The following is a 21,103-nucleotide window of genomic DNA, read 5'->3' on the forward strand; positions in this document are numbered from 1 at the left end:
CAACCAGCCGAACGCGCCGTCCGAAGGTAGCCGATCTCGGGGGCAGGGCTCCGACCAGCAATAAGAGAGTCAGACGCTAAGAAGAGCCCTGGTCACGAGATCGGCTGGGCGCGTTCATTAACAGGCAGAGACAAGGAGCCGAGTCGATGACCGCGGTGAAGCCGGAAACCACCACGCGAACCTTCGAGTCACTCGACCCCGCCACCGGCGAGGTCGTCGGCACGCATCCCGTGCACACCGAAGAGGAGGTGCGGGAGGCCGTCGCGCGTGCCGAAGATGCCGCGCACTGGTGGGACTCCCTCGGCTTCGACGGCCGCGCCGTACGGCTGCGGCGCTGGGCCGCGGTGATGACCAGGCGTCTCGACGAGCTGTGCGCGATCGTCGGGAAGGAGACCGGCAAGCCGCGTGGCGACGCGCAACTGGAAATCGTCCTCGCGGTGGAGCACATCGCCTGGGCGGCCAAGAACGCGCGCAAGGTGCTCGGCCGCAAACGCCGTCCCGCCGGGGTCATGCTCGCCAACCACACCGCTTCCGTCGAATACCGGCCGCTCGGTGTGGTCGGCGTGATCGGGCCGTGGAACTACCCGGTCTACACGCCACTCGGCTCCATTACCTACGCGCTGGCGGCGGGCAACGCCGTGGTGTTCAAGCCCAGCGAACACACTCCCGGCGTCGGGCGATGGCTCGCCGACACCTTCGCCGAGGTCGTCGGAGAACACCCGGTGCTGCAGGTGGTCACCGGCTTCGGCGAAACCGGGTCCGCGCTCGTTCGCGCCGGGGTCGGAAAGATCGCGTTCACCGGATCGACGGCGACCGGCAAGAAGATCATGGCCGCGGCGGCGGAAAACCTGACCCCGGTGGTGATCGAGGGCGGCGGCAAGGACGCGCTGCTGGTGGACGCCGACGCCGATCTGGACGCGGCCGCCGACGCCGCGGTCTGGGGCGCCTTCTCCAACGCCGGCCAGACCTGCATCGGCGTGGAACGGGTGTACGTGCACGAGCGGGTGCACGAGGCCTTCGTGGCCAAGGTGGTCGAACTGACCCGCAAGGTCACCCCGGGCGAGAACTACGGCCCGATGACCATGCCGGCACAACTGGAGGTCGTCCGCCGGCACATCACGGACGCGCTGGAGCGCGGCGGCCGCGCGCTCACCGGGGGCATGAACGGCGTCGGGGATCGCTATGTCCAGCCGACCGTTCTCGTCGACGTGCCCGAGGATTCCGAAGCGGTGCAGGAAGAAACCTTCGGCCCGACGATGACCGTCGTGAAGGTCCGCGACATGGACGAAGCGGTGGCCAAGACGAACGCCAGCCGGTACGGGCTCGGCTCGACGGTTTTCTCCCGGCGAAACGGCATCCGGCTGGCGCGACGACTGAGGGCTGGGATGACCTCGGTGAACGCGCCGTTTTCCTTCGCGGGCATCCCGTCGCTGCCCTTCGGCGGGGTGGGCGACTCGGGTTTCGGACGGATCCACGGAGCCGACGGACTACGGGAATTCACGTGGGCCAAGGCGATCGCCCGGCAGCGATTCGCGGTGCCGGTCCGGCTGACCACGTTCACGCGCACGGACAAGACCGACAAGCTTGTCGCGAAGTTGACCGGCATCCTGCATGGACGGGGCGCAAGCGGGTAGCCATAACCTATGGCTACCAAGAGAACACTCATCGGAACAATCCTGATGGCGACGCTCTCGAGCCTGGGAATCGGTCTGGCTCCGACCGCGCAAGCAGCACAAACACCGTGTGACGCCAAGGCACGAGCCTGCCTTCAGTTGCACACCAACCGGGCCTGGCTGATGAACAACGGCTCGGTCACGCGCGGCGCCGTACCGGTCACCGTTGGAAGGCCGGGTGACGAAACGCCCACCGGTACGTTCCGGGTGCAGTACAAGGACAAGAATTTCTACAGCACGGAATACAACGGTCCGATGCCGTACTCGGTGTTCTTCACCAATACCGGCGTGGCCTTCCACGAAGGCAGCCTGCGTGTCCAGTCACACGGCTGCGTGCACCTGTCCCACGCGGACGCGGTCGCCTTCTTCCAGTATCTCCACCCCGGTGACGTGGTCGAGGTCAAGAGCTGACCGCCTCGCCGGAAACCGGGCGCGGCGGGTCGGCTCCAGAGGGATCGGATAGGCTCGTGGAGTACCCCCGACCTGCGAATACTGGAGCGACCCGCCGTGGCCCGAGTCGTGGTTGACGTAATGCCCAAGCCGGAAATCCTGGACCCACAAGGCCAGGCCGTCGCCGGTGCCCTGCCCCGCCTCGGTTTCCACGGGGTGAGCGAGGTGCGCCAGGGCAAGCATTTCGAGCTGGAGGTCGACGACTCGGTCGACGACGAGACGCTGGCCAAGATCGCCGAAGGCTTCCTGGCCAACCCGGTGATCGAAGAGTGGACGGTCCGGAGGCTCTCGTGAAGATCGGTGTCATCACCTTCCCCGGCACTCTGGACGACGTGGACGCGGCGCGTGCCGCCCGCTACGCCGGAGCGGAAGCGGTTTCACTCTGGCACGCCGACGAGGACCTGCGGGGAGTGGACGCGGTCATCGTGCCTGGCGGGTTCTCCTACGGCGACTACCTGCGCTGCGGCGCCATCGCCCGGTTCGCGCCGGTGATGGGCCCGGTGGTGGAGGCGGCCCGCCGTGGCATGCCGGTGCTCGGCATCTGCAACGGGTTCCAGATCCTCTGTGAGGCCGGGCTGCTGCCGGGTGCTCTGGTACGGAACAAGAAGCTTCACTTCGTCTGCCGGGACCAGTGGCTCCGGGTGGAGAACACGACCACGGCGTGGACCACGCGGTATGACGCCGGCGCCGAAATCCTCGTCCCGCTCAAGTCCGGCGAGGGTGGCTACGTGGCCGACAAGTCCACATTGGACGAACTGGAGGGTGAGGGCAGGGTGGTGTTCCGCTACGCCGGCTCGAACCCCAATGGCTCCTACCACGACATCGCGGGCATTCGCGACGCCACCGGCCGTGTGGTCGGCCTGATGCCGCATCCCGAGCACGCGATCGACGCGCTGACCGGGCCCTCCGACGACGGTCTCGGCATGTTCTACTCCGCGGTGGACGCGCTCACCTCGGCGGCGGCGACGAGCCGGGCGTAAGGACCGTCCGCGGCCAAGAGCTCGGTGTGGGACCCGAGTTCGGTGATCCGGCCGTCCTCCACGACCGCCACCCGGTCGGCGGCCGCCGCGGTGTGCAGCCGGTGCGCGATGGCGATCACGGTCCGGCCCGCCAGAACGCGGTTCAGCGAGCGCTCCAGGTGGCGGGCCGAGGACGTGTCCAGCAACGACGTCGCCTCGTCGAGCACCACGGTGTGGGGATCCGCGAGTACCACTCTGGCCAGCGCGAGTTGTTGCGCGGTGGCCGCGGGCACGGCCACCGCGCCCGCACCGAGGCGCGTGTCGAGGCCGTCCGGCAGTGAGCCGGACCACTCGGACAGCCCCACCGCGTCCAGCGCCCGCACCAGGGTTTCGTCGGTCCACTCGCCCGCGGGCAGCGTCAGATTCTCGCGCAGCGTGCCGGCGAACACGTGGTGCTCCTGGGTCAGCAGCAGCACCTCACCGCGCAACACGTCGTCGGCCAGCGCGGACACCTCCGCCCCGCCGATGGTGACCGATCCTGAGTGTGGCGCCGCGACACCGGCGAGCAGCCTGCCCAAGGTCGACTTCCCGGCCCCCGACGGCCCCACGATCGCCAGCCGCTGCCCGGGCGGCACCCGCAGATCGATTCCATGCAGGACCTCACGGTCCGCGGTGTAGCCGTAGCGCACGTCCCGCACCACGATCTCCCGGCCGCGCGGGCCGGCCGAGGGCACCCGATCCCGCCGGTCGCCACGGACCCCGAGCACGCGGCGCAGGGAGGTCGCCGAAACCTGCACGTCCTCGGTCCACCACAGGAGCTCCTCCAGCGGACCGCCGATGGCCTGCATGTACGCCAGCATCGTGGCGATGGTGCCGAGCGCCACCAGGTGCCGCTCGTACGCCCAGGCGCCGATCACCAGGATCACCACCAGCGGAAGCACCTGGGCGAACCGGGCCGACGGGAGCCAGGCCACGACGAGCCGTCGAAGGGCGAACTCGCCGTCCCTGGCGGCGCCGAGGTCGCGATTGCCCCGCGCGATCCGCTGCTCGGTCATGCCCAGCGCCTCGGCGGTCCGCGCCCCGTCCGCGGTCTCGTGCATGCTGGTCTGGACGTCGGCCCAGCAGTCCAGCATCGGCGCCACGACGGACGGCACACGGCGCCAGTACCAGCGCATGGACACCCCGATGAGCACCGCCGCGACCAGGAGGCCGAGCGCCAGCAGCGGCGAGGTCAGCACCATCGCGACCGTGGTGAGCAGCACGGTGATCAACGCGGCCACGACCTCGGGAACCCCGTTCCGCACCGCGAAGTCGATCCGGTCCGCGTCGGTGGTGGCCCGGCTGAGCAGGTCGCCGGTGCCGACGGCCTCGACCGTCCCCAGCGGGAGAAGCAGCGCCTGCTCCACGAAGCCTTCCCTGGTCTCGGCGAGCACCCGCTCACCGAGCATCCCACCGCGCAGCCTGGCGTACCTCCGGAGCACGGCCTGCGCGACCAGGACCGTGAGGAAGACCAGCGCCAGCGTGTCGATCGCACCGCCACCACCGGTCACCGAGTCGACCAGCCTGCCCAGGATCTGAGGCCCGACCAAGCCGAAGACCGTGGCGGCGCAGTAGAGCACCAGCACGGTCACCATCTCCGCCCGGTGTGCCCGGAACGTGCGCGACACCCAGGCCCGCGTCTGCGTCCCATTCGCCAAAGGCAATCTCAGCACGTGATCACCTCGTCCGCCACCACTGTCCACAATGGACTTTCGGTGAACACCACCGTTGTCCGCCCACGGCGCAGTTCGGCGATCCGCTCGGTGATGCGGGCTTCGGTGTGCGTGTCGACCGCCGAGGTCGGTTCGTCGAGGAGCAACGTGTCGGCGTCCAGGGCCAGCGCACGGGCCAGGCTCAGCCGTTGCCGTTGACCACCGGAGACCTCGCGGCCGCGCTCGCCGATCAACTCGTCCATCCCGTCCGGCAGGCTCTCGACGATGTCCTCGGCGTCGGCCGCCCACAGCGCGATCCCGGCCCGTTCGGGTGGACTGAACTGGTCGCGAAGCACCCCCGAAAACCAGATGTCCTGGTTGTGCGCGTAGACCACCCTGGCCCGCAGTTCGGCCAGCGCCACCCGGTCCGCGCGCACGCCGGACACGAGCACCCGCTCACCCTGCGGCGGCTCGGTGAACCTGGCCAGACGTTCCGCCAGCGCCTCCGCTCGCCTTCCGGCGTTGATCACGGTGAGCTTGCCGGCGACCACGGTCAGCCCGGCCGCCGAGTCGTGCAGTTCGAGCGGTCCCTCGGGCAACGGCGTCGGGTCCGCCGGGTCCGCCAGTGACGGACGAAGCCGCAGCACCCCGCAGACCTTCCGGGCCCCGACGAATCCCGACGTGAAGGCGTAAGCGCCTTCGGTGGCCGTGGTCACCGGCCACGCCAGGAACGCCGCCGCGGCATAGAACGAGACCAGTTCACCGACGCTGAGCCCACCGGTGGTCACCATCCGCGCACCGAGCCAGGTGATCGCCACGGTGACCAGGCCCGGCAACAGCACTTCGGCGCCGGAAAGCCAGGACTCGCTGCGCGCCACCTCGATCCCGGTCCGCCGCACCCGCTGGCTGGCCGCGCGGAAGCGGTGCAGGAACCGGCGTTCGCCACCGATGCCACGCAGGATCCGCAACCCGGACACGATGTCCGCGGCGAGCGCGTTGACCTCGGAAAGCTTCTCCCGCTGGGCACGTTTGCGGCGCTGCAACACGGAGACGAGCCGCCCCATGCTCAGCACCGCCAGCGGAATGCCGACCAGCGCGATCGCACCGAGCAGGGGCGCGATCGTCACCAGGGCGACACCGACCACGACGAACGCGAGTGTCGCGCCGACCACACGGCCGAGCGTCTCCAGCGTGTGGCCGATGCGGGCGATGTCGGACGAGGAGATCGCCATCACGTCACCGGTCGCGGCCTGCGCCCGCAGCGACGCGCCGAGCCGGGCGACGTGCTCGGAAACCGTGCGCTGGGTGGTGGTCGCGCCGTGGATCCACATGCCGTGCACGGCGAAGGTCATCGCCGCGGTGAAGCCGGCCTGCGTCACGCCGACCACCAGCAGCACGCCGATCGAGCGGCCCAGCCCGGTGCCGCGGCCGGCCGCTTCGACCGCGCCGCCGATGGCCAGCGGCAGGAGCGCGCCCGGCGCCCACGCCAGCGCGCCCAGCACACAGGCGCCCGCGGCCAACCACGGGCGCTCACGAATCAGGGCCCCGAAAAAGTGGAGGGGAAGCAGCCGAGCCGGCAGGCGCATTCTTCGCACGGTAGGGAATCCGGCACCGCGCTGGCGACCGATTTTCGCCCGCCTCGGCCCCTCGCCTACCCTCTAGGCGTGACGGAAACCCTGGTCATCGACACCACGGCGCACGCCGCGGACACCCCGGAGCGGCCCCAGCCCTACCGTGAGCTCGGGCTCGCCGACGACGAGTACGCGCGCATCCGGGAGATCCTGGGCCGCAGGCCGACCGACGCCGAACTGGCCATGTATTCGGTGATGTGGAGCGAGCACTGCTCGTACAAGTCGTCGAAGAAGCACCTTCGCTACTTCGGCGAGACCACCACGCCGGAGATGAAGGCCAAGATGCTCGCCGGGATCGGGGAGAACGCCGGCGTGGTCGACATCGGTGACGGCTGGGCGGTCACATTCAAGGTGGAAAGCCACAACCACCCGTCCTATGTCGAGCCGTACCAGGGTGCCGCGACCGGAGTGGGCGGCATCGTGCGCGACATCCTGGCGATGGGCGCGCGTCCCCTCGCGGTCGCCGACGCGCTGCGCTTCGGCCCGGCCGACGCCCCGGACACCCGGCGGGTGCTGCCCGGCGTGGTCGCCGGGGTGGCAGGTTACGGCAACTGCCTCGGCCTTCCCAACGTCGGCGGCGAGGTCGTCTTCGACCCGAGCTACTCGGGGAACCCGCTGGTCAACGCGATGTGCGTGGGCGCGATGCGGGTCGAGGACCTGCACCTGGCGTTCGCCTCCGGCACCGGCAACAAGATCATTCTGTTCGGCGCGCGCACCGGGCTCGACGGCATCGGCGGTGTCTCGGTGCTGGCCAGCGACAGCTTTTCCGGCGACGAGTCGGCCGGGGGGCGCAAGAAGCTGCCGAGCGTTCAGGTCGGTGACCCGTTCACCGAAAAGGTCCTCATCGAGTGCTGCCTGGAACTGTTCGCGAAGAGGCTCGTGGTCGGCATCCAGGACCTGGGCGGCGCAGGCCTGGCCTGCGCCACGTCGGAGCTGGCCGCGGCCGGTGACGGCGGAATGCACGTCGAGCTGGACCAGGTCCCGTTGCGGGCCAAGGGAATGGCGCCACCCGAGATCCTCTCCAGCGAGTCGCAGGAGCGGATGTGCGCGGTGGTCGATCCGTCCAATGTGGACGCTTTCCTGGCGGTGTGCCGGAAGTGGGACGTGCTCGCCACGGTCATCGGTGAGGTGACCGACGGCGACCACCTCGTGATCACCTGGCACGGCGAAACCGTGGTCGACGTGCCGCCGCGCACCGTGGCGCACCAGGGTCCGGTGTACGACCGCCCGGTCGCGCGACCGTCCACTCAGGACGATGTACGGAACGACACCCCGGACGCGTTGCCCCGCCCGTCCACCCCGGAAGAGCTGCGGGACACCCTCCTCGCGGTGATCTCGTCGCCGAACCAGGCGTCGAAGGACTGGGTCACCGAGCAGTACGACCGCTACGTGCGGGGCAACACCGTGCTCGCCCAGCCCGCCGACTCCGGCCTGATCCGGATCGACGAGGAGACCGGCCGCGGGGTCGCCGTTTCGACCGACTGCAACGCCCGGTTCGTCTATCTCGACCCGTACGCCGGCACCCAACTGGCGCTGGCCGAGTCCTACCGGAACGTGGCCACCAGCGGCGCCACCCCGGTCGCGGTCACCAACTGCCTGAACTTCGGCGCTCCCACCGATCCGGGAGTGATGTGGCAGTTCGAACAGGCCGTGCACGGTCTGGCCGACGGCTGCGCGAGTCTCGGCATCCCGGTGACCGGCGGAAACGTCAGCTTCTACAACCAGACCGGACAGACCGCGATCCTGCCCACCCCGGTGGTGGGCGTGCTCGGCGTGATCGACGACGTCCGGCGGCGGATCCCGCCGGGCATCGGCGCCGAGGCCGGCGAGACCCTGCTGCTGCTCGGCGAGACCCACGACGAGTTCGGCGGTTCCGTGTGGGCGCAGGTCGCCCACGGCCATCTGGGTGGCGTGCCGCCGCGGGTCGACCTGGAGCGTGAACGGTTGCTGGCCGAGATCCTTCTCGCCGGTTCGCGGGACGGGATGATCTCGGCCGCACACGACCTGTCCGACGGCGGCCTGGCCCAGGCGATCGTCGAAATGGCGCTGGTCGGGCAGTCCGGTGCGCGCCTCGTGCTCGACGAAGACGGTGACCCGTTCGTCCAGCTGTTTTCCGAGTCCGCGGGCCGGGTGCTGGTCGCGGTGCCCCGCACCGAAGAGTTGCGGTTCACCGAGATGTGCACGGCGCGAGGGCTGCCGTGGCGCCGGACCGGTGTGGTCGACCCGGAGTCGCAGTCGCTGGAAATCCAGGGAGTCGCCACGTTCGGGCTGAGCGAACTGAGGGAGGCCTGGGAGTCCACGCTCCCCGCCCTGTTCGACTGACCTGCGGTGATGTTGTGATGCGCTGATGCGCCGGTGTAGACTTGCGGCATGCGCACGACCCTGGATATCGACGACGGTGTGCTCGCCGCGGCACGCGCCATCGCCGACTCCGAGAAGCGTTCGGTGGGCTCGGTGATCTCCGAACTCGCTCGACGCGGGCTGGTCCCGCATCAGGAAACGGCATCCGGATTCCCCACGTTCGACGTTCCGGACGACGCACCGCCGATCACACCGGAAATGGTCCAGCGCGCACTGGACGAGTAAGAAGATGTCTACCGCTCTCCTCGATGTGAACGTGCTCGTGGCGTTGGCGTGGCCGAACCACGCGCACCACGCGGCAGCGCGCCGCTGGTTCGCCACCCACAGCGCCCAAGGCTGGGCGACGACGCCCATCACTGAACTGGGTTTCGTACGCATCTCGTCGAACAAGAAGATCATGCCGTACGCGGCGACGCCTGGTACCGCGATCGATGTCCTGGCCGGACTGTGCGCTTTGGCGGGACACGAGTTCTGGCCCGACGATGCCAGGCTCCTCGAACCGCCCCTCGAGTTCGATGCCCTCGGCAGCCATCTCCAAGTCACGGACGTGCACTTGACCCTGCTGGCCGCCAAGAACAAAGGCAGGCTCGTCACCTTCGACCGCGGCATCGCGAAGGCTTTCCCGGCGCAAGAACGAGACGTGATCGAGGTGCTGTCCGCCACCTGAGGAGGCTGGACTCGACGTTCAGTCGGCGGCGTGGGCGACCCGGGAGACGCCTTCGGCGTGCGGGAGGAGGGTCCAGAAACCGGGGACCCTCGCCCGGTCCGTGCGGACCAGCGTGTTGTAGAGCGCGACGGCCTTGGGGGCTCCGGAGATCCGCAGCTCCGCCAAGGCGTCGAAGCGTGTGCTGTGCAGTTCGAGCGTGGAGAGGAAGACCGCGTCGCGCAGGATCGCGTCGGCGGCGAAGTGGGCCTTCTTGAAACTCGCCTCGCCCCGGAACGTGCTGCGATCGAACTCGGCGATCCCACCGAATTCGGTCCCGCTGAACCACGCACGCTCGTCGAAAGTCGAGTCCTGGCACCGGAAACGGCCCCGCAGTCTGCCCTTGCCGAACGTGGTGGCGGTGAACCACGCGGGACCCCGGAACTCGCAGTCACTGAAATTGGTGCTGCTGAGCAACACGGCATAGCGCATGATCAGCGTGCCGATCGCGCGGCCCGACAGGTCGAAGTACTCCAGCGAAGCCCCGGTCAGATCGAGATCGAAGGTCTTCCCGCCGCTGCCCGCCGGCGGCAGCAACTGCACCACGAGCCGCTGCGCGGTCAGCCGGACCTGGAGTTCACGTTCGGCGACCGGGTCGGTCTTCTCGCTCTCCGAAAGGTGCGGGTTGTCGAAAGGCCTGCGCAGATAGGAACACAGCACGTCAAGGACGGTCTGGGTGTACTCGGAGTGGTTGTGCGCCAAGCCCGCGAGAGCATGCAGGGCGCCGACCCGTACCTGGTCGGCGTCGTGCCCCAACAGTTCCACGGACTTGGCGAACCGTTCTTCGGTGATCCGGGCGCGGTCGCGCGCGGCCCGCACCAGCTCGAGTTCGAGCCGGTCGGACTCCACCTTCTGGCGGCGTTCCTCCACCTGGCGGCGGCGGTCGTTCAGCCACAACGCGTACAGCGCCACCACCCCGCCCGCGGCGAGACCGCCCGTCCGGAGCGCGTCGGCGCGACTGGTCATGGGGTCGGCCAGCAGCCACCCGCTGACCGCGACCAACAACCCCACCGCCAGCACGAAAGTGACCGCGAGTGGACTCTTCAGGCGCATGACGCGGCATCAATAAACGTTGAACATGTCGACACAAGAGGCACTACCGGAGTCGTCGTCCGTGCCGATGGTGCCGATCGTGATCTTCTGCCCGCCGACCGAACCGGTGAGCTGGCCGATGCTCCACCCGCCACTTCCGGAAAGGGACTGGATCGACAACTGGGTGCCGGGAGCCGCGGCCTTGCTGACATCCGGCTGAAGCTCGGAAACCTTCTTCTGGCACACCAGTGACATCGCGCCGGCGCTGTCCGAGGCGTTGATCTTGTCCAGGAAGTTCTGCGCCGTCGTCCGGTAAAGTTCACCCCCGGAGCCGGAGCCCGAACTGCTGCTGGAAGTCCGCGACCGAGAGCTCGGCGAGGCCGAAGAGGACCGGGTACCCGAGCTGCCCCTGGCGAGCTTTTGCCAGCACCACTTGCCGTTCTCGTTCGCGAGCGTCCCGATGAACTGGCCCGAATTGCCGTCGTCGACGGTCACCTTGAGCGTGCCGGTGTAGGAGGTGTCCGACACCTTGGTCAGCGGGCCGGCGAGCGTGGCTGTCTTGACCGAGCCGATGTCGTCGATGGCGCTGGTGACCGATTTGTCGGCGTCAGGGCACTTCAGCGCGGTGAGCGAGGTCTTGTCGTGGTTGTTGATCGCCGTGACGAGGGACTGGGCCGTCGAGTCCGGCGCCGAGGCCGCCGCGGGCTCCGACTTGCCGAGGAAGAAGCCCGGAAGCCAGAACCCGGTGATCGCCAGCGCGACGATCACCACCGCTCCGACGCTGAGCGCGATCCACAGACCCTTCTTGCTGCTGCCGCCGCCCGGTGGAGGAGCGCCGTAACCGCCGTACTGACCGAACTGGCTGGTCGGCGGGTACCCGCCACCGCCACTTTGGTCGTACCCGGGATAGGGCTGGCCGTATCCGGGCTGGCCGTAGGGCTGCTGCCCCGGCTGCGGAAACCCGCCCGACTGCGGATAACCGCCGGGCTGCTGGCCGTACCCGCCGGGTTGTTGACCGTACGGGCCGGGCTGCTGGCCGTAGTCCGGCTGCCCCGGCTGTGGTGGATAGGTCATTGGCGCCCCCTTTCGGTGAACCTGCCTGCTGGGACGCGCTGTCCCTGGACACGGTTCCCCGCCACCGGCTCCGATAGGAGAAGCTCCGGCGACTGGCGCCGGAGCTTCTCCCAGTACGAAGCCGAATCAGTCGTGATTGGTGGCGAAGGCCGTCAGCCGGTCGTAGCCACCGTTGAAGCTGTCCTGGTCGATCGGATCCGAACTGTACTGCCAGATCGTGTAGAAACCCCAGTTGTATGGCAGAACTCCCACGCTGGAAGCGTAGCGGGCCACCCACAACGGGTTGGTCGAGCTGAAGTCACCGTTCACACACTCGTTCCACCAGGACGTGCTCGTGTAGATCGCCGGCCACTTGTTGGTCCGCGCGTGGTAGGTGTCGCTGAAGTCCTTGATCCAGGCCGTCATGGCGCTCGGCGACAACCCGTAGCAATCCCCGCCGCTGTAAGGGTTGTACTCCAGGTCGAGCGCACCGGGCAGCGTCCTGCCGTCGGCCGACCAGCCGCCGCCGTTCGCCAGGAAGTAGCCGGCCTGCGTCGCTCCACTGCTGTCGCTGGGAATCGCGAAGTGGTACGCGCCGCGGATCATTCCGATGTCGTAGGAACCGTTGTACTGCTGGGTGAAGTAAGGATTGGTGTAGTAGGTGCCCTCGGACGCCTTCGTGTAGACGAACCGGTAGCCCTGGTTGTAGTAGTCCGCCCAGTTCACGTTGCCCTGATAGCCGCTGACGTCCAGACCGGGCACGGTGGCCTCGGCGAAAACCCCTCGCGGCGGGATGCTGTCCGGGGCACCCGTCCCTTCGACCCGCCGGATCTGCGAGCCCATCGCGTGATCGTGTTCCGGCTCTTGCCGGTCGGCCGTCGTGCCACCGACGGTGCCGGCGGCGCTCGCGTTCGCCGGGGTGAGCCCGCCGAGAACGACCACGCCGGCCACCACGGCGGCGACCGCGACGAGGCGGCGCCGGCTTCTTCGTGCGATCGAAACGGACATCGAAGTATCCCTTTCCTGTTGCCCTCGCTGAGGACGGTCGTTGCAGCGACCGATCCGCGCGTGATTCTCATTGACGCCCGCACTCTTGTCACCGAATTTCCTGAAATTCCTGTGTCAGGTAAGCAATTTTCGACCAGACCACACTTTCGTCGTGGGCCTCTTGGACCACAGGAGCCGCGCGAAGCGCGTCCGTTGAGGGTGGTGGTGGGCGACGGGCGGGCTAGACCATCGAGCGCATGCTGAAGTCGTGCAGCCGGGTGGCCGGGCCTTCGAAGGTGTCCTGGTCGCCCGGCAACGCGCCCCGGTCGGCGAACTGCCAGACCATCCAGTGCGTCCAGCCGGCCGGCAGTGGACCGACGTCATCGCTGTAGCGAGCCACCCAGAGCGGGTTGTTCGGCCCGAACCCCTCGTTGCCACCGGTGCAGCGGTTCCACCAGGACGTCGAGGTGTAGATCGCCGGGAAGCGACCGATGCGCGCTCGATAGGTGTCGGAGAAGTCCCGCAGCCACCAGCTCATCGCGACCGGACCGAGGCCGTAACAGGTCTCGCCGTACGGGTTGTACTCGATGTCCAGCGCACCGGGCAGGGTCCGGCCGTCCGACGACCAGCCACCGCCGTGATCGACGAAGTAGTTCGCCTGCGCCGCTCCGCTGGAGACGTCGGGCCGGGCGAAGTGGTAGGCACCACGGATCATGCCCGCGTCGTAGGACCCGTTGTACTGCTGAGCGAACCGGGGATTGACATACCCGGTGCCCTCGGTGGCCTTGACGTAGACGAAGCGGCCGCCTGCCGACCACGCGCGCGGCCAGTCGACGTTCCCCTGATAACTGCTCACGTCATGGCCCGCGGCTCCGCCTGCGCGAGGCCTCGGACGGGCCGTGCGCGCGGAGGCGGTGCCTCCGTGGCCTTCGTGTTTGGCTATCTGCGATCCGGCGTAGGTGTCCGCCGCCTGACTGTAATCCGCGGCCGCGACCGCGGGGGAAACCAGCAAACCGGAGGCCACCAGGGCAGCGGCCAACCCGACACTCCAACGACGCACGTCGACTCCCATCCTCCGCCAGATGGGGTCACGATGACGCGCACTGCCACGCCTCGCGAGCCGATGATCACCCCAAAGCGTGGCGGCGGAGGCCTGGATCGACCTTATCGGCGATTTTCGTCCGCCAGCGCGCGCTCCAGATGCTCGGCGGGCACGACGGCGGTCACCACGTCATGCGGGTTGATCGCGACCGGATGCCCGGCGAGCAGCGGCACGATGTCCCGGCCGAGCACCGCGCGAGCGTGCGGCCACTCCTGGGGTACCAGCGACTTCGACGTGTACGCGGGCACCAGCACCCGGCCGTCGGTGTTGTGGAAACCGATCACGGTGCGCTGCAGCGGTGAAAGCGCGTAGACGAACAAGGTGGCGTTGAGGATGACCGGCGGCAGGTCCTCGGGCGGCCGGTGGTTGGTTCGCACCAACTGCAGCAGGCGTTCCAGGTCGTTGCGCGGCTCGGGGAAGCCGAGCGCCTTGGGCGAGGGCCGGTATCGGTCGTTGGGGTGAAAGTCCTCGACGATCTGACCGGCCGAATTCACCGGGTACGCGCCGACGACGGCCCAGGACGGCACCGGGCCGTTCGGGTCGAACGCCTCGTCGATGACGTAGAGCCAGCTGTTGGGGTTGGCCCTCGCGTTGCCGCGCATCTCGGCGGTGATCTTCGGTTTGCTCAGCCTTCCAGTGTCCTGGGGATTTGGTACGAGCCGGTCCGCTTCATCCCGCTGCGCCATGTTCAACCCCACGTCTCGCGTGCCGTCCTGCCGATGTTCACTCTACTGTGGCCCTGTGTCTCCTTCGCGTACGGTCGACCCCGGTGAGTTACATGCGGCAGTGCAGGTCGTAACCGCCTGGCTCGACGACGTGGAAGAGGCGCCGCCCCGGGCAGACGTGGCCAAGGCGGTAAGGCTCAGCCTACGGGCACTGGCCGCCGACGCGCCGGGCCGTAGCGTCGAAGTCCGGGTTCCGCCGTTCGCCGCCGTGCAGTGCCTCGAAGGCCCGCGGCACACCCGGGGCACCCCACCGAACGTCGTCGAGACCGACCCCCGCACCTGGCTGGAACTCGCCACCGGCCGGCTCCAGTGGACCGACGCGGTGGAGGCGGGACGGGTCACCGCCTCGGGCAGCCGCGCCGACCTCGCGCACTGGCTCCCGATCGTCCGCGCCTGAGAGACCGCCTGCGAGTCGTGAGTCAACTGGGCGAAGTAACCCGGAACGCGCCGTCCGAAGGTAGCCGATCTCAGGGGCAGGGCTCCGATCGGCCAAAACGAGAGTAAGCACTGAGGAGTAGAGCCCTGGCCATGAGATCGGCTGGGCGCGTTCACCAACAAACACTGAGGAAAGCGGTCAGGGCTTACGGCCGACGCCGCCGGCGATGCAGTGCTGCACCGGGGTCAGCGGCTTGATCCGGGGGCCGTCCGGCCACCAGTCCACGCACCGGACCACACCCGGCGGCACCATCTCCAGGCCAGGGAAGAACTCCTCGATCTCGGCCTTGGTGCGAAACGTTCCCGTGCCCATCATGCTGTGGCGGAACGCTTCCTCCATTTTGCGGGCCACCGCGCTGTGCTCGTCCTCCGGATCGAGGAAGTGGCTGACCGCGACGAACGAGCCGGAGGGCAGGAGATCCACGAACTCCCGCATCATCTCCGCGGGCCTGTCCGGGTCGCCGTCGTAGTGGTGCAGGGTGCCGAGTTGCAGGAAGGCGACCGGCCGGGTCAGATCGATCAGTTCACTGATCGCGGGATTCTCCATGAGCCGGCGGGGCTGGAAGATGTCGGCCGACACGAAGTGCGTCCGCTCGTTCTCCTCCAGCAGGGCACGTCCGTGAGCCAGTACCACCGGGTCGTTGTCGACATAGACGACCGTGATCTCAGGGTCGATCCGCTGCACCACCTGGTGGGTGTTCTCCGCGGTGGGCAGACCCGAGCCACAGTCGAGGAACTGGGTGATACCGGTCTGCAGGGCCAGGAAACGGCAGGCCCGGATCAGGAAACCCCTGTTCTCGGTCGCGAGGTCCTGGGCTTCCGGCGCGGCCTTCTGCACCTTACGAAAGACTTCGCGGTCGATCTCGTAGTTGTCCTTGCCATGCAGGAAGGCGTCGTACACACGGGCGATGCTCGGTCTGGCCGGGTCGACGCCGACGGGCACGGCGGTGCGATAAGTGGTCTCGGGCAATTCGATCGTCTCCGGGCGAAACTGTGAGGTGTGTCGCAGGCCGCGACCGAGAGTATCGGATGATCACTCGAGAGTAAACGCACGTGCATGTCTTCAAACCGCGTTCCGCCGCGGTGTACCTTGAGTAATCGGGCGATTCCATCCCTTGTCCCAGGAAGGTCCTCCCGCCATGGCTCCGATCGACCCCCGGACCGCCGATCAGGGCACCGGTCCCACCGCACGACGGATGATCCTGGGCGCCCAGCTTCGCAGGCTCCGCGAGCGTGCCGGACTGACCCGTGCACAGGCGGCGTGGGAGATCCGCGCCTCGGAATCGAAGATCAGCCGGATGGAACTGGGCCGGGTCGGCTGCAAGGAGCGCGATGTCGTCGACCTGCTCACCATGTACGGCGTCTACGACGAGGCGGAGCGGGCATGGGCCGTCGAAATGGTCAAGCAGGCCAACCAGCCCGGCTGGTGGCACCGGTTCAACGACCTGGTCCCCACCTGGTTCGACAACTACATCGGCCTGGAGGAAGCGGCGAACCGCATCCGCACCTACGAGCTGATGTTCGTGCCCGGTCTCCTGCAGACCGAGCCGTACGCGCGAGCGGTGGCCAGCCACGGTGATCCCGACTCCGCGGACGAAAACGTCGAGCGCCGGGTCGCCGTGCGGATGCGCAGGCAGAAGGTGCTCACCGGGCCGAAACCGCCGAGGCTGTGGGCGGTGATCGACGAATCCGTGCTGCACCGGCCGGTCGGCGGCGCCGCGGTCCTCAGGCAGCAGATCGACCACCTCCTCGAGATCACCGAACTACCTCATGTCTCGCTCCAGATCGTGCCGTTCGATCTGAGCGGCTACGCCGCCGAAGGTGCTTTCTCGCTGCTTCAGTTCGCCGAGCCCGAGTTGCCCAACATCGCCTACATCGAACACGGTTACGGCGCGATCTACCTCGAGAAGCCCGACGAACTGGAAATCTACGGCCGCACCTTCGACCGGCTGACGGTCGACGGTGAGACGCCCGAACGGAGCCGGCAGTTGCTCCGGAAGTTCCGCGCCGAGGCCTGACCCGGCGCGGCCCGGGCAGCGGCTCCGACCGGCGATCAAGCACATCCTCAGCATGAAGTGAGCTTGCTTCTGCACGTGCATTTACACGTTCCATCACTGCTGGTAGCCTTTCGGACACGGCCCAAATGCACGTGCAGGTGCACAGGCCGCACCATCGAGGTGAGCCGACCGAGAGGTGGACCCATGACAGACCGCATCGTGAACGGCATGTCGGCCGACCTGCTGACCGGTGTCTCGTGGCGCAAGAGTTCGCGCAGCGGGGCCCTCGGCAACTGTGTGGAGGTGGCCGCCCTGCCCTCCGGCGAGGTCGCGGTCCGCAACTCGCGCTTCCCCGATGGTCCCGCACTCGTCTACACCCGGGCGGAGATCGCCGCGTTCCTTGCCGGCGCCAAGGATGGCGAATTCGACGATGTCGTCGCCTAGAGTCGCTTCTCCTGCCGTGGTCACCAAACGGCTCCAGGACCTCGTCGCCCGCGGCTACCGGTTCGTCCACCGGACGGATGCCGAGGGCCGCGTGCTGTCGGTCCTCGGCATCCGTCCGCACCACACGGTCGTCGACGTGGTCTGCCTCAACGCCGAAGACGACGTGGTGGCCACCCGGGTACCCGGTGGCGAGGTCGACGTCCTCGAGCCGGCCAAGGTGCTCTGGCGCCGCGACGGGGACGCACGCACTGTGCTCGAGGACCTGCTCGCACTGCCGGACTCGGCCGAGGCTCCCGAAGGCAGGCCGGTGGCAGGTTGCTGGATCCGTACCGAAAGTGGCCGCGCCACCTGGGTCGCCGCGCAAAACTGAAGACCATCTCCGGGGAGTCGGGGGCGGCCCAACGTGGCCGCGACGAAGGAAAAGTTCCGCCGTCCACGTCACGTTGGGCCGTATGCCCCCGAAGCGCCACCTACACTGGAAGCAGGCCCGCCCCCGTCATCAGGAGCATTCGCGGTGGTTTCACACCACAACTCGCACGAGCCCGAACCGGAACCAAGGGAAGAATGCGGCGTATTCGGTGTCTGGGCACCGGGCGAAGAAGTCGCGAAGATGAGTTACTACGGCCTGTACGCGCTACAGCACCGTGGCCAGGAAGCCGCCGGGATCTCGGTTTCCGACGGCAAGCAGATCGTCGTGTTCAAGGATCTCGGCCTGGTGAGCCAGGTTTTCGACGAGCAGGTGCTGTCCTCCTTGCAGGGCCATATCGCGGTCGGGCACTGCCGCTACTCCACCACCGGCTCGTCCACCTGGGAGAATGCCCAGCCGACCTTCCGCACCACCGGCACCGGTAGCGGCCTTTCCCTGGCGCACAACGGAAATCTGGTCAACACGGCGGAACTGCGCGACCGGACACAGGCCGCAGGCCTCAAGCCGCACGCCGGCCTGACCGGTTCTTCCAGCGACTCGGACCTGGTCTGCGGGCTGCTCGCGGCCCAGGCGGCGGACAGGGGTTTCGAGGCAGCCGCGCTCGAACTGCTCCCCACGCTGCGCGGCGCGTTCTGTCTCGTTTTCGCCGACGAGGACACGCTTTACGCCGCCCGCGACCCGCACGGTGTGCACCCACTGGTCCTGGGCAGGCTCGAACGAGGCTGGGTGGTCGCGAGCGAGACGGCGGCGCTGGACATCATCGGCGCCTCGTTCGTACGTGAAGTCGAGCCGGGCGAACTGATCGCGATCGACGCCGACGGCCTGCGGTCTTCGCGGTTCGCCAACCCGGAGCCGAAGGGCTGCGTCTTCGAGTACGTCTACCTCGCCCGCCCGGACACCTCGATCGCCGGGCGCAGCGTGCACGCGACCCGGGTGGACATCGGAAAGCGCCTCGCGCAGGAGAATCCGGTCGAAGCCGACCTGGTCATCCCGGTGCCGGAGTCGGGGACACCCGCCGCCATCGGATACGCGCAGGCGTCCGGGATTCCCTACGGTCAGGGCTTGGTGAAGAACGGTTATGTGGGCCGCACCTTCATCCAGCCGTCGCAGACCATCCGTCAACTCGGCATCCGGCTCAAGCTCAATCCGCTGCGGGACGTCATCCGCGGCAAGCGGCTGGTCGTGGTGGACGATTCGATCGTGCGCGGCAACACCCAGCGTGCCCTGGTCCGCATGTTGCGTGAAGCGGGCGCGCTCGAAGTGCATGTCCGCATCGCCTCTCCGCCGGTGCGCTGGCCTTGCTTCTACGGCATCGACTTCGCCTCACGGGCCGAACTGGTGGCCAACGGCGCGGACGTCGACGGCATCCGCCGGTCCATCGGCGCGGACACACTGGGCTATGTCTCCCTGGACGGTCTGGTCGCCGCGTCCGATCAACCCAAATCCCGCCTGTGCACAGCGTGTTTCAGTGGTCACTATCCGATCCCGTTGCCGGAAGACGCACTGATCGGCAAGCATCTGCTGGAGAGCATGACGGAACCGTCGGCCACCACGGACCGGCCAGGGACCGTCCTTCCCGTCACCCAGGCCGGGTACGGTGCTGAGGATGCCGTCCGGCGTCCTTGAGAACCTCGAGTCTGGAGTCCGCCCGCCGTGAGCGAACCCACGCGCGCCACCTATGCCGCCGCCGGCGTCGACATCGACGCCGGTGAACGAGCCGTCGAACTGCTGAAGCCCCATGCCAAGCGGACGAAACGGCCAGAGGTGCTCGGTGGGGTCGGCGGGTTCGCGGGATTGTTCGCGCTCAAGCAGGACCGGTGGAAGGAGCCGGTGCTCGCCTCGTCGACGGACGGTGTGGGCACCAAGATCGCGGTCGCGCAGGCGATGGACAAGCACGACACGGTGGGCATCGACCTGGTCGCGATGGTGGTCGACGACCTGGTGGTGACCGGCGCGGAACCGCTGTTCCTCCAGGACTACATCGCCGTCGGCAAGGTCTACCCGGAGAAGATCGAAGCCCTGGTCGGCGGGGTCGCGGAGGGTTGTGTGCGGGCGGGATGCGCGCTACTCGGCGGCGAAACCGCCGAGCACCCCGGTCTGATGGGTGACGACGACTACGACCTTTCGGCCACCGGAGTCGGTGTGGTCGAGGCGGCGGACGTGCTCGGGCCGGAACGCGTCCGTCCCGGTGACGTGGTGATCGCGATGGGGTCGTCCGGCCTGCACTCCAACGGCTACTCCCTGGCTCGCCATGTGTTGCTCGACATCGCACGGATGCCGCTCGGCGGCCATGTCGAGGAGTTCGGCCGTACCCTCGGTGAGGAAATGCTCGAACCGACAAGGATCTACGCCAAGGACTGCCTGGCGCTGGCCGCGGAGGCGGAAGTTCGCACGTTCGCCCACATCACCGGCGGCGGCCTCGCCGCCAACCTGGCCCGGGTGGTGCCGCGCGGCCTCTGCGCGGAACTGGAACGCGGCACCTGGACGCCGGCGCCGGTCTTCGCGTTGATCGCGCACCGGGGCAAGGTCGAGCGGACCGAAATGGAGAAGACGTTCAACCTGGGCGTCGGCATGGTCGCCGTGGTCGGCCCCGAGGACGTCGACCGTGCGCTGGCCGTGCTCACCGCGCGCCACGTGCCGGCCTGGACCCTCGGCGAGATCCGTCCGTCGTCCGACCCCGACGGCCCGCGCGCGGTGCTTTCCGGTGACCACCCTCGATTCTGACGAACTGTCTGCAAACGGTGAGATGCCTGCGCAAATGAGCACTCGACGCGCCTTCCGCAGGTACCCGACCTTGGGGGCAGGGCTCTCACCAGCCAACAAGACGTTGCGTGCGGATGCCGGAGCCCTGGCCACAAGATCGGCGTAAACAGCAGCGCGAAACGCTTCCGTTGAGGGCGGTGGCGGGAGACGGGTGGGAGCGTTGAAAATGGACGCTGACCTCGGGGTCACGCAACGGTTGGTGATTCCGGCGGGGGAACTGGCCGAGCGGTTCTCCCGTGCCTCGGGGCCCGGCGGGCAGGGAGTGAACACCACTGATTCCCGGGTCGAGTTGTCCTTCGACGTGGCGCGCTCGCCATCGGTGCCCGACGACCTGCGGCCGCGGCTGCTGGCTCGCCTGGCGTCACGGTTGAGCGACGGTGTGTTGACCATCCGGGCGAGCGAACACCGTGCGCAACTGGCGAACCGGGAAGCGGCGCGGGCGCGACTGCTGGCCGTGTTGCGCGAGGCCGCGGCCCCACCGCCGGCGAAACGGCGCCCCACCAAGCCGAGCCGTGGCGCCAAAGAACGTCGCTTGGCCGAGAAGAAGCGGCGCGGTGACACCAAACGCGGCCGACGCACCCGCTACGACGAGAGCTGACTCAGCCGTTTGCCGAAGTCCGTGTTACCGCACGAGGTGAGGCGGGCGCGCGAGGGCCGAAGGCTTCGGATT

At 68.3% G+C, this 21,103-nt stretch carries 22 protein-coding genes; 14 read left to right on the forward strand and 8 right to left on the reverse strand.

Annotation, left to right across the window (positions count from 1 at the left end):
• Positions 1 to 146 precede the first annotated feature (146 nt).
• The 4 genes from ACFSXZ_RS16180 (at position 147) to purQ (ending at position 3,103) form a co-directional block, all read left to right on the forward strand.
• Complete coding sequence (locus ACFSXZ_RS16180) at positions 147 to 1,634, forward strand: aldehyde dehydrogenase family protein (RefSeq protein ID WP_378265845.1); 1,488 nt, start codon at positions 147 to 149, stop codon at positions 1,632 to 1,634.
• A gap of 9 nt (positions 1,635 to 1,643) precedes the next feature.
• Complete coding sequence (locus ACFSXZ_RS16185; RefSeq protein ID WP_378265846.1) at positions 1,644 to 2,084, forward strand: L,D-transpeptidase; 441 nt, start codon at positions 1,644 to 1,646, stop codon at positions 2,082 to 2,084.
• Between the two features lie 96 nt (positions 2,085 to 2,180).
• Positions 2,181 to 2,417, forward strand: coding sequence for a phosphoribosylformylglycinamidine synthase subunit PurS (purS, locus tag ACFSXZ_RS16190; protein WP_378265847.1), 237 nt, complete (start codon positions 2,181 to 2,183; stop codon positions 2,415 to 2,417).
• Complete coding sequence (gene purQ, locus ACFSXZ_RS16195) at positions 2,414 to 3,103, forward strand: phosphoribosylformylglycinamidine synthase subunit PurQ (RefSeq protein ID WP_378265848.1); 690 nt, start codon at positions 2,414 to 2,416, stop codon at positions 3,101 to 3,103. Before purS ends, purQ begins: the two co-directional genes overlap by 4 nt.
• Here purQ and ACFSXZ_RS16200 read toward each other — a convergent pair.
• Positions 3,052 to 4,794, reverse strand: coding sequence for an ABC transporter ATP-binding protein (locus ACFSXZ_RS16200; RefSeq protein ID WP_378265849.1), 1,743 nt, complete (start codon positions 4,792 to 4,794; stop codon positions 3,052 to 3,054). The genes purQ and ACFSXZ_RS16200 overlap by 52 nt on opposite strands.
• The gene (locus tag ACFSXZ_RS16205) at positions 4,788 to 6,359 is read right to left on the reverse strand and encodes an ABC transporter transmembrane domain-containing protein (RefSeq protein WP_378265850.1); all 1,572 of its coding nucleotides are present in this window, start codon (positions 6,357 to 6,359) and stop codon (positions 4,788 to 4,790) included. The genes ACFSXZ_RS16200 and ACFSXZ_RS16205 overlap by 7 nt, the downstream gene beginning before the upstream one ends.
• 78 nt (positions 6,360 to 6,437) lie before the next feature.
• On the opposite strand from ACFSXZ_RS16205, the gene purL reads away from it, so the two are divergent.
• From purL to ACFSXZ_RS16220, 3 genes are read left to right on the forward strand one after another with little or no spacing between them, the layout of a single operon-like run.
• Entirely contained in the window at positions 6,438 to 8,726 is a 2,289-nt protein-coding gene (purL, locus tag ACFSXZ_RS16210) for a phosphoribosylformylglycinamidine synthase subunit PurL (RefSeq protein ID WP_378265851.1), read from the forward strand.
• Positions 8,727 to 8,774: 48 nt separating this feature from the next.
• A complete protein-coding gene (locus ACFSXZ_RS16215) occupies positions 8,775 to 8,990 on the forward strand; it encodes a hypothetical protein (protein ID WP_378265852.1) in 216 nt (71 codons plus the stop codon).
• A gap of 4 nt (positions 8,991 to 8,994) precedes the next feature.
• Positions 8,995 to 9,432 carry a TA system VapC family ribonuclease toxin gene (locus tag ACFSXZ_RS16220; protein WP_378265853.1) on the forward strand — a complete coding sequence of 146 codons (438 nt, stop codon included), beginning with the start codon at positions 8,995 to 8,997 and terminating at the stop codon, positions 9,430 to 9,432.
• An 18-nt stretch (positions 9,433 to 9,450) separates the two neighbouring features.
• Here ACFSXZ_RS16220 and ACFSXZ_RS16225 read toward each other — a convergent pair whose 3' ends face one another.
• From ACFSXZ_RS16225 to ACFSXZ_RS16245, 5 genes are all read right to left on the reverse strand, one after another.
• Entirely contained in the window at positions 9,451 to 10,521 is a 1,071-nt protein-coding gene (locus tag ACFSXZ_RS16225) for a pentapeptide repeat-containing protein (protein WP_378265854.1), read from the reverse strand.
• A 9-nt stretch (positions 10,522 to 10,530) separates the two neighbouring features.
• The gene (locus ACFSXZ_RS16230; protein WP_378265855.1) at positions 10,531 to 11,574 is read right to left on the reverse strand and encodes a hypothetical protein; all 1,044 of its coding nucleotides are present in this window, start codon (positions 11,572 to 11,574) and stop codon (positions 10,531 to 10,533) included.
• Between the two features lie 126 nt (positions 11,575 to 11,700).
• Positions 11,701 to 12,561 (reverse strand): lysozyme, encoded by an 861-nt coding sequence (locus ACFSXZ_RS16235; RefSeq protein ID WP_378265856.1) that lies wholly within the window; start codon positions 12,559 to 12,561, stop codon positions 11,701 to 11,703.
• Between the two features lie 220 nt (positions 12,562 to 12,781).
• On the reverse strand, positions 12,782 to 13,612 hold the full coding sequence (locus ACFSXZ_RS16240; RefSeq protein ID WP_378265857.1) for a lysozyme: 831 nt from the start codon (positions 13,610 to 13,612) through the stop codon (positions 12,782 to 12,784).
• 92 nt (positions 13,613 to 13,704) lie between these two features.
• Positions 13,705 to 14,328: a type VII secretion system-associated protein gene (locus tag ACFSXZ_RS16245; protein ID WP_378265858.1), complete on the reverse strand. Its 624-nt coding sequence runs from the start codon at positions 14,326 to 14,328 to the stop codon at positions 13,705 to 13,707.
• A 55-nt stretch (positions 14,329 to 14,383) separates the two neighbouring features.
• Here ACFSXZ_RS16245 and ACFSXZ_RS16250 point away from each other — a divergent pair, with 55 nt between their 5' ends.
• Positions 14,384 to 14,764 (forward strand): sterol carrier family protein, encoded by a 381-nt coding sequence (locus ACFSXZ_RS16250; protein ID WP_378265859.1) that lies wholly within the window; start codon positions 14,384 to 14,386, stop codon positions 14,762 to 14,764.
• Between the two features lie 177 nt (positions 14,765 to 14,941).
• Here ACFSXZ_RS16250 and ACFSXZ_RS16255 read toward each other — a convergent pair whose 3' ends face one another.
• Positions 14,942 to 15,772 carry an SAM-dependent methyltransferase gene (locus ACFSXZ_RS16255; protein ID WP_378265860.1) on the reverse strand — a complete coding sequence of 277 codons (831 nt, stop codon included), beginning with the start codon at positions 15,770 to 15,772 and terminating at the stop codon, positions 14,942 to 14,944.
• Positions 15,773 to 15,941: 169 nt separating this feature from the next.
• Between ACFSXZ_RS16255 and ACFSXZ_RS16260 the strand changes: the two genes are divergently transcribed.
• From ACFSXZ_RS16260 to arfB, 6 genes are all read left to right on the forward strand, one after another.
• Positions 15,942 to 16,820 carry a helix-turn-helix domain-containing protein gene (locus ACFSXZ_RS16260; protein ID WP_378265861.1) on the forward strand — a complete coding sequence of 293 codons (879 nt, stop codon included), beginning with the start codon at positions 15,942 to 15,944 and terminating at the stop codon, positions 16,818 to 16,820.
• A gap of 183 nt (positions 16,821 to 17,003) precedes the next feature.
• Positions 17,004 to 17,243 carry a DUF397 domain-containing protein gene (locus ACFSXZ_RS16265; RefSeq protein WP_378265862.1) on the forward strand — a complete coding sequence of 80 codons (240 nt, stop codon included), beginning with the start codon at positions 17,004 to 17,006 and terminating at the stop codon, positions 17,241 to 17,243.
• A complete protein-coding gene (locus ACFSXZ_RS16270; RefSeq protein WP_378265863.1) occupies positions 17,230 to 17,613 on the forward strand; it encodes a hypothetical protein in 384 nt (127 codons plus the stop codon). Before ACFSXZ_RS16265 ends, ACFSXZ_RS16270 begins: the two co-directional genes overlap by 14 nt.
• Positions 17,614 to 17,757: 144 nt before the next feature.
• A complete protein-coding gene (gene purF / locus ACFSXZ_RS16275; protein WP_378265864.1) occupies positions 17,758 to 19,296 on the forward strand; it encodes an amidophosphoribosyltransferase in 1,539 nt (512 codons plus the stop codon).
• 27 nt (positions 19,297 to 19,323) lie between these two features.
• Positions 19,324 to 20,394, forward strand: coding sequence for a phosphoribosylformylglycinamidine cyclo-ligase (purM, locus tag ACFSXZ_RS16280; RefSeq protein WP_378265865.1), 1,071 nt, complete (start codon positions 19,324 to 19,326; stop codon positions 20,392 to 20,394).
• A gap of 205 nt (positions 20,395 to 20,599) precedes the next feature.
• Entirely contained in the window at positions 20,600 to 21,031 is a 432-nt protein-coding gene (gene arfB / locus ACFSXZ_RS16285; RefSeq protein WP_378265866.1) for an alternative ribosome rescue aminoacyl-tRNA hydrolase ArfB, read from the forward strand.
• Positions 21,032 to 21,103: the final 72 nt, after the last annotated feature.

The sequence above is a fragment of the Amycolatopsis pigmentata genome, from assembly GCF_042684065.1.
Taxonomy (GTDB): Bacteria; Actinomycetota; Actinomycetes; order Mycobacteriales; family Pseudonocardiaceae; genus Amycolatopsis_E; species Amycolatopsis_E pigmentata.